This is a genomic window from Streptosporangium sp. NPDC050855, assembly GCF_044456585.1.
In the GTDB taxonomy this organism is placed as follows: domain Bacteria; phylum Actinomycetota; class Actinomycetes; order Streptosporangiales; family Streptosporangiaceae; genus Streptosporangium; species Streptosporangium longisporum.
In genome coordinates this window covers 1-8575 of sequence record NZ_JBITFY010000050.1, presented here as the reverse complement: position 1 = coordinate 8575, position 8575 = coordinate 1, and the positions used below count along the sequence as shown (strand labels likewise).

The following is an 8575-nucleotide window of genomic DNA, read 5'->3' as shown; positions in this document are numbered from 1 at the left end:
CTCCCTGCCGGTGGGGTGATGATCGCGCTTCAGGCCACCGAGCAGGAGGTGTCGGAGCTTCTCACCGACGGCGTGTCGATCGCAGCGGTCAACGGTCCTCAGGCGGTGGTCGTCTCCGGTGACGAGGAACCCGTCGTCGCCCTGGCGCACACGCTCACCTCCCAGGGACGCAAAAGCCGTCGCCTGCGCGTCAGTCACGCCTTCCACTCGGCCCGGATGGAGCCGATGCTGCGAGAGTTCCACCGCATCGCCGAAGGGCTGTCCTACCAGCCCCCCTCGATCCCGGTGATCTCCAACCTGACCGGTGAGCCGATCACGACCTTCTCGGCCGACTACTGGACCGACCAGATACGCCGACCGGTGCGCTTCGCCGACGCCTTGGCCCACGCGGCCTCCCACGGCATCGGCAGGTTCATCGAGCTGGGCCCCGACGGGGTGCTGTCGGCCATGGGCCAGGACACCCTGACCGACGCCTCCTTCCTGCCCACCCTGCGCGACGGCAGAGCCGAACCCGAGACCGTGCTCACCGCCGTCGCCGGAGCCTTCGTGACCGGCACCACGGTCGACTGGGCGGCCTACGTCGATCAGGGCCGACCGGTGGACGTGCCCACCTACGCCTTCGACCGGCAGCGCTACTGGCTGGAGCAGGTCGGGCAGACCGATCTGTCGGGTGCGGGGTTGTCGTCGGCGGGGCATCCGCTGCTGGGTGCGGCGGTGTCGCCGGCCGAGGGCGACGGGCTGCTGCTGACCGGGCGGCTGTCGACCCGGGCCCAGCCCTGGCTCACCGACCACACCGTCGCCGGTCTCACCGTGGTTCCGGCGACCGCGCTGCTGGAGCTCGTCGCGCACGCCGGTGAACGGGCCGGTTGCGATGTGATCGACGAGCTGACCATCGAGGTGCCGCTGCTGCTGCCGGAGTCCCGGGCGAGACAGGTCCAGGTGTCGGTCGGTGCGCCGGACGAGTCGGGCAGGCGTGTCCTGGGCGTGTTCTCGCGGGAGGAACACGTATCGGAGGAGACGCCCTGGACGCGCCACGTGAGCGCGGTCCTGTCGGTCGGCGCGTCGGACGAGGAGGAGTTCGATCTGGCCGCGTGGCCCCCTCCGGGTGCCGTTCAGGTCGACGTGGCGGGGCTCTACGACGACATGGCGGTGGCCGGGCTCGACTACGGCCCCGCCTTCCAGGGGCTTCGGGCCGCCTGGCGGAGCGGCGACCTGCTCTACGCCGAGGCCGTCCTGCCCGCCGAGCTGGACGCCGAGGGGTACGGCATCCACCCGGCGCTCCTGGACGCCGCCCTGCACGCGGCGGGTCTCGGTGTCCTCCCGGAAGCCGGACGGGGACGGCTGCCCTTCGTCCTCAGCCGGGTACGGATGTTCCGGACCGGAGCGACGTCGCTGCGCGTACGGATGACACCTGCCGGCGCGGATGCGCTGTCCCTCGTCCTGGCCGACGGCCACGGCGAGCCCGTGGCCACGATCGACCGGCTCGTCCTCCGTCCCATGACGGCTCCCGAGCGGCCAAGGAACCTCTCCGACTCCCTGTTCCGGGTGGAGTGGACGCCGGTGACCGGGGAGGGAGAGAGCGTCGCGGTGGTGAAGCGGATCGCGCGACGGAGCGGTGACGTGCCCTCTGCGGTACGGGAGGCGACCCGGGAGGCGCTCGAGGCGGTTCAGGGGTGGCTGGCCGACGAGCGGTCGGCGTCGTCGCGGTTGACGGTGGTGACCAGCGGTGCGGTGTCGACCGGTGGCGGCGAGGACGCCGATCCGGTGGCTGCGGCGGTGTGGGGGCTGGTGCGTTCGGCCCAGTCGGAACACCCCGGCCTGTTCACCCTGCTGGACCTCGAAGAAGGTACGGAACCCCCCGCCCGGCTGCCCTCCGGTGAACCGCAGCTGGCGTCGAGGGCGGGCACCCTCTACGCCCCCCGCATGGCCCGGCTCTCCCCGCCGGTCGCGGAACCGGCCCCCGTGGACCCGGCCTCCGCAGACCGGGCCTCCAACACCGAAGCGACCTCCAACGCCGAACCGGCCTCGGACACGGGACCTTCCTGGGACGCGGGCGGAACCGTACTGATCACGGGAGGCACCGGAGCCCTCGGAGCCCTGCTGGCACGCCATCTCGTCACCGCGCATGCCGTACGCGATCTGCTGCTCGCCAGCAGGGGCGGAGACGAGGCCGCGGGTGCCACCGAGCTGCGGCACGAGCTGGAAGGGCTCGGCGCGCGCGTCACCGTCGCCGCCTGTGACGTGGCCGACCGTGACGCCGTCGCCCGCCTGCTCGCCGGGATTCCCGCGGACCGGCCGCTGACGGCGGTCGTACACGCGGCCGGAGTCCTCGACGACGGCGTTCTCGCGTCGCTCACCCCGGAACGGATCGACCGGGTGCTGCGGCCCAAGGCGGACGCGGCCTGGCATCTGCACGAGCTGACCAGGGACCGGCCGCTCCGGGCGTTCGTGCTGTTCTCCTCCGCCGCCTCGGCGTTCGGCAGCCCGGGACAGGGCAACTACGCGGCGGCCAACGCCTTCCTCGACGCGCTGGCCGTCCACCGCAGGACCCAAGGACTGCCCGCGACCTCCCTGGCCTGGGGCCTGTGGGAACACGGCATGGGCGACGGACTCGGCACCGCGGGCAGGAAGGCACTGACGGCCGAGGAAGGGCTCGCCCTGTTCGACGCCGCGACGACGGCGGACGAGGCGATCGTGGTACCCGCCCGGCTGGACACCGTCGCGTTCCGTGACACCGAGGTCCCCGCCCTGCTGAGGGGCCTGGTCCGCGCCCGCCCCCGGCGTACGACGGGCGACGCGACCTCCCTGGCCAGGCGGCTGGCCACGGCGGACGAGGGGGAACGGGAACGCGTCGCCCTGGACGCCGTCCGCGCGGAGGTCGCGGCCGTGCTCGGCCACACCTCGCCGGACGCCGTGACGCCGGAGAGCAGGTTCTCCGAACTCGGACTCGACTCGCTCACCGCCGTGGAACTGCGCAACCGGCTGGGGACCGTCACCGGCCTGAGGCTGCCCGCCACCCTGATCTTCGACCATCCCACCCCCGTCGCGCTCGCCACCTTCGTGGCCGCGGAGATCCTGGGCTCGTCCACGACGCCGGCGGCTCCCGTCGCGGCGGTGCGTACCGGTGACGAGCCGATCGCGATCGTGGCCATGAGCTGCCGCTACCCCGGAGGGGTGCGCTCACCGGAGGACCTGTGGGAGCTGGTGGCCTCCGCGGGGGACGCCGTCTCGGTGTTCCCGGCCGACCGGGGCTGGGACCTCGACGCGCTGTACGACCCGGACCCCGACAAGCCCGGTACCAGCTACACGCGTGAGGGCGGCTTCCTCTACGACGCCGACCGCTTCGACGCGGACCTGTTCGGAATCGGCCCCCGTGAGGCGCTGGCGATGGACCCGCAGCAGCGGCTGCTGCTGGAGACCACGTGGGAGCTCTTCGAGCGGGCGGGCATCGACCCGCTGTCCATGCGGGGCAGCGACACCGGTGTCTTCGCGGGGGTGATGTACCACGACTACGGGGCGCTGCTGCAGTCGGTCCCCGCGGAGCTCGAAGGCTACATCGGGACCGGTACGGCGGGCAGCGTCGCCTCCGGGCGCCTGGCCTACACGTTCGGCCTCGAAGGGCCGGCGGTCACCGTCGACACGGCGTGCTCGTCGTCGCTGGTGGCGCTGCACCTGGCCGTCCAGGCGCTGCGGCGCGGCGAGTGCTCCTTCGCGCTGGCCGGGGGCGTGACCGTACTGGCCACTCCCGGTACGTTCGTGGAGTTCAGCCGCCAGAGAGGTCTCGCCCCCGACGGCCGGTGCAAGTCCTTCTCCGCCACGGCCGACGGTACGGGATGGAGCGAGGGCGTGGGCGTCCTGCTGCTGGAACGGCTGTCGGACGCGCGTCGCAACGGGCACCAGGTCCTCGCCGTGGTACGCGGCAGCGCGGTCAACCAGGACGGCGCGTCGAACGGCCTGACCGCACCCAACGGCCCGTCCCAGCAGCGGGTGATCCGCCGCGCGCTGGCCGACGCTGGTCTGGGACCGGGTGACATCGACGCGGTGGAGGCGCACGGCACCGGTACCCCGCTGGGCGACCCGATCGAGGCGCAGGCGCTGCTGGCGACGTACGGCCGGGAGCGGGACCGGCCGTTGTGGCTGGGGTCGGTGAAGTCGAACATCGGCCACACCCAGGCGGCCTCCGGCGTCGCCGGTGTGATCAAGTCGGTGATGGCGATGCGGCACGGGGTGTTGCCGCAGACCCTGCATGTGGACGAGCCGTCGCCGCACGTGGACTGGTCGGCCGGAGCGGTGGAACTGCTGACCGAGGCGCGCGAATGGCCGGAGGGTGCCGGGCCGCGCCGGGCCGGGGTGTCGTCGTTCGGGATCAGCGGCACCAACGCCCACGTCATCCTGGAGGCGCCCCCGGCCGAGGATTCCCCTGCTCGACCACCTGCCGGTGACGGGCCGGGACCGCTGGCATGGACGCTGTCGGCCGGTAGCCAGACCGCGTTGCGTGCTCAGGCCGGACGCCTCTCGGAGCACCTGGATCGGCATGCGGACCTGCGTGCGGTGGACGTGGCCTACTCGCTGGCCAAGGGCCGTGCGGTGCTGGAACACCGCGCCGTGGTGATGGGAACGGACCATCAGGAACTGCTGGAGCGCCTGAGCACGCTGGCTGCCGGGCGTGAGACGGCCGGGGTGCTGACCGGTCGAGCCGAGCAGGGCGGACTGGGGTTCTTGTTCACCGGTCAGGGTTCGCAGCGGGTGGGGATGGGGCGGGAGCTGTACGGGTCCTTCCCGGTGTTCGCCCGTGCTTTCGACGAGACCACGTCCCTGCTGGATGGGCACCTGCACGTTCCTTCGGTGCGGGAGGTGGTCTTCTCCTCCGAGAACGGCATCCTTGACCGGACGGTGTTCGCTCAGGCCGGACTGTTCGCGCTCGAGGTGGCCCTGTTCCGGTTGCTGGAGTCGTGGGGCGTGCGGCCCGACATCCTGGTGGGCCACTCCGTAGGAGAGCTGGCCGCAGCCCATGTCGCCGGGGTGATGTCGTTGCAGGACGCATGCGCGCTGGTGGCGGCACGGGGTCGGTTGATGCAGGAGCTGCCTGCCGGTGGGGCGATGATCGCGCTTCAGGCCACCGAGCAGGAAGTCACCGACCTACTGCTCGACGGCGTCTCGATCGCCGCCGTCAACGGCCCCCAAGCCGTGGTCGTCTCCGGTGATGAGGAACCCGTCACCGCCCTGGCACACACGCTCACCTCCCAGGGACGCAAGAGCCGCCGCCTGCGCGTCAGCCATGCCTTCCACTCGGCCCGCATGGAGCCGATGCTGCGAGAGTTCCACCGCATCGCCGAAGGGCTGACCTACCAGCCCCCCTCCATCCCGGTCATCTCCAACCTCACCGGCGAGCCGATCACGACCTTCTCGGCCGACTACTGGACCGACCAGATACGCCGGCCGGTCCGCTTCGCCGACGCCTTGGCCCACGCGGCCTCCCACGGCATCGACAGGTTCATCGAGCTGGGCCCCGACGGGGTGCTGTCGGCCATGGGCCAGGACACCCTGACCGACGCCTCCTTCCTCCCGACAATCCGTAACGGCAGAGCCGAACCCGAAACCGTGCTCACCGCCGTCGCCGGAGCCTTCGTGACCGGCACCACGGTCGACTGGGCGGCCTATGTCGATCAGGGCCGACCGGTGGACGTGCCCACCTACGCCTTCGACCGGCAGCGCTACTGGCTGGAAGCCCCGGTGACCGGGGCGTCTCGGCCGGGTGGTCATCCGCTGTTCGACGTGACGGTTCCCCTGGCCGACGGGGACGGTGTCGTACTGACCGGTGACCTCTCGCGTACCGGACGGCATGCGTGGCTGGCCGACCACGTGGTGGCCGGGAGGGTGGTGGTGCCGGCGGCGGTGCTGGTGGAGTCGGCGATCCGGGCCGGTGATCAGGTCGGCTGTGACCTGCTGGAGGAACTGGTCCTGGAGACCCCGCTGGTGATCCCCGACAGGGGTACCCGCCAGGTGCAGCTGACGGTGAACGGGCCGGACGACCACGGCCGCCGGTCGCTGGCCGTCCACAGCCGCGCCGATGGAGAACCATGGGTACGGCATGCGACCGGCACGCTGGCCTCCGCCGACCCGGAAGGCCCGGAAGACCTGGAAGCCCCGGGGGACATCGCCGAGCGGTCCGAATGGCCCCCGTCAGGCGCCGAACCGGCCGACGTGGACGAGCTCTACGACGACCTGGCCGTGGCCGGTCTCGACTACGGTCCGAGCTTCCAGGGCCTGAGGTCGGTCTGGCGCCACGACGACGGTCTCTGGGCCGAGGTGACACTGCCCGGCGAACTGGACGCGACAGGCTTCGGCATCCACCCTGCCGCACTCGACGCGTGCCTGCATGCGCTCATGCTCAACGGCCGGGAGACGGCCGAGCTCCCCTTCTCCTGGGGTGGCGTACGGCTGCACGCGGCCGGGGCGACGTCCCTCCGCGTCCGGATCACCGAGACCGGTGACGGCGACGTGCTGATGTTCGTCACCGACGGCACCGGCCGGCCGGTCCTCACGGCCCGCTCCCTGCGGCTACGGCCGCTGTCCGCCACGGAGATCGAGGGCGCCGCGCCCAGGGACTCGCTGTTCCGGGTGGAGTGGACGCCGGTGACCGGGGAGGGAGAGAGCGCCGCGGTGGTGAAGCGGATCGCGCGGGGCGACGGTGATGTGCCCTCTGCGGTACGGGAGGCGACCCGGGAGGCGCTCGAGGCGGTTCAGGGGTGGCTGGCCGACGAACGGTCGGCGTCGTCGCGGTTGACGGTGGTGACCAGCGGTGCGGTGTCGACCGGTGACGGTGAGGACGCCGATCCGGTGGCTGCGGCGGTGTGGGGGCTGGTGCGTTCGGCCCAGTCGGAACACCCCGGCCTGTTCACCCTGCTGGACCTCGAAGAAGGCGCGGAACCCCCCGCGCTGCTGCCGTCCGACGAACCGCAGCTCGCGGTACGCGGAGGGATCCTCCACGCGCCGAGGCTCGCCCGTGCCGACGGTCCGTCACGGGACGTCGTCTGGGACGACGACGACACGGTACTAATCACCGGTGGCACCGGGACACTGGGCGGTCTCGTGGCACGCCATCTGGTGGAGGCGCATGCCGTACGCCGTCTGGTCCTGGTGAGCAGGAGCGGTGGGCGGGCGCCGGGCGCCGCCGAACTGGTGGCGGACCTGACCGCGCGGGGCGCGGACGTCACGGTCGCGGCCTGCGACGTGGGCGACCGTACGGCCGTGCGAGAACTGCTGGACGGGTTGGACGGACCGGTCACCGCGGTGGTCCATACGGCCGGTGCCGTCGATGACGGGCTGGTGGAGCAGATGACCCCGGAACGGATCGACCGGGGGCTGCGTCCCAAGGCGGACGCGGCCTGGCATCTGCACGAGCTGACCAGGGACCGGCCGCTCCGGGCGTTCGTGCTGTTCTCCTCCGCCGCCTCGGCGTTCGGCAGCCCGGGACAGGGCAACTACGCGGCGGCCAACGCCTTCCTCGACGCGCTGGCCGTCCACCGCAGGACCCAAGGACTGCCCGCGACCTCCCTGGCCTGGGGCCTGTGGGAACACGGCATGGGCGACGGACTCGGCGACACGGACCGGACACGGATCGCGCGTACGGGTGCGGTACCGATGACCGGGACGGAGGCGCTGGCCCTGTTCGACGGAGCCCTCGGGCGCGGCGAGCCGTCGCTGCTGCCGATACGGCTGGACCTGACGGGGGTACGGGCCCAAGGGGCGGACCTGCCGCCGATGCTGCGCGGCCTGGTGCGTGCGCGGGGTCGCCGCACCGTCGAGGGCGGGGACACGCGGACCCTGACCGAGCGGCTGGCCCTCCTGCCCGAGGAGGAACGGGACCGGGCGTTGCTCGACCTCGTGCGCGGGCACATCGCCACCGTCCTCGGCCATGCGGGAGCGGAGTCGATCGAAGCGGAGCGACAGTTCAAGGAACTCGGCTTCGACTCCCTCATGGGGGTGGAGCTTCGCAACAAGCTCGCCGCGGAGACCGGCCTGCGGCTGCCCGCGACCCTGGTCTTCGACCATCCCACACCGTCCGCGATCTCCGATCACCTGCGTGAGCGGCTGTTCACCAGGGACACCGAGCCGATCGACCAGGCGCTGGCGGTTCTGCAGACGCTGGAGGCCGACGACCGTCCCGCGGTGGCCGCCCGCCTGCGCGCCCTTCTCGCCGAATGGACCGCGGGGGAGAGCGATGACGTCGACGTACTGGCGGACGCGAGCGATGACGACCTGTTCAACCTGGTAGAGAACCTCGGGGGCTAGAACCGCATGTCGAACGATCAGCAGCTCCGTCATTACCTGAAGCGGGCCATCGCGGAGGCGCAGGAGGCGCAGCGGCGCCTGCGGGAGGTCGAGGAGCAGGATCGCGAGCCCGTCGCCGTCATCGGCATGGCGTGTCGTTTCCCGGGTGGGGTGTCGTCTCCGGAGGGGTTGTGGGATCTGGTGGTCTCGGGTGGGGACGGGGTGTCGGGGTTTCCGGTGGATCGGGGGTGGGATCTGGAGGGGTTGTTCGATGATGATCCTGATCGGCCGGGGACGTCGT

The 8575-nt window shown here is 72.0% G+C and carries 2 protein-coding genes; both read left to right on the top strand.

Features of this window, described 5'->3' with window-relative positions:
* Nucleotides 1–18: 18 nt before the first annotated feature.
* Nucleotides 19–8295, top strand: a complete 8277-nt coding sequence (locus ACIBCT_RS40305; protein ID WP_399197328.1) for an SDR family NAD(P)-dependent oxidoreductase — start codon at nt 19–21, stop codon at nt 8293–8295.
* 6 nt (nt 8296–8301) lie between these two features.
* Nucleotides 8302–8575: beta-ketoacyl synthase N-terminal-like domain-containing protein (locus tag ACIBCT_RS40300; RefSeq protein WP_399197327.1), on the top strand; the 274-nt coding region annotated here is incomplete at its 3' end.

What these genes read in the sequence shown, in the direction of transcription:
- ACIBCT_RS40305 (WP_399197328.1), top strand. Translation starts at nt 19, where the DNA reads ATGATCGCGCTTCAGGCCACCGAGCAGGAGGTGTCGGAGCTTCTCACC.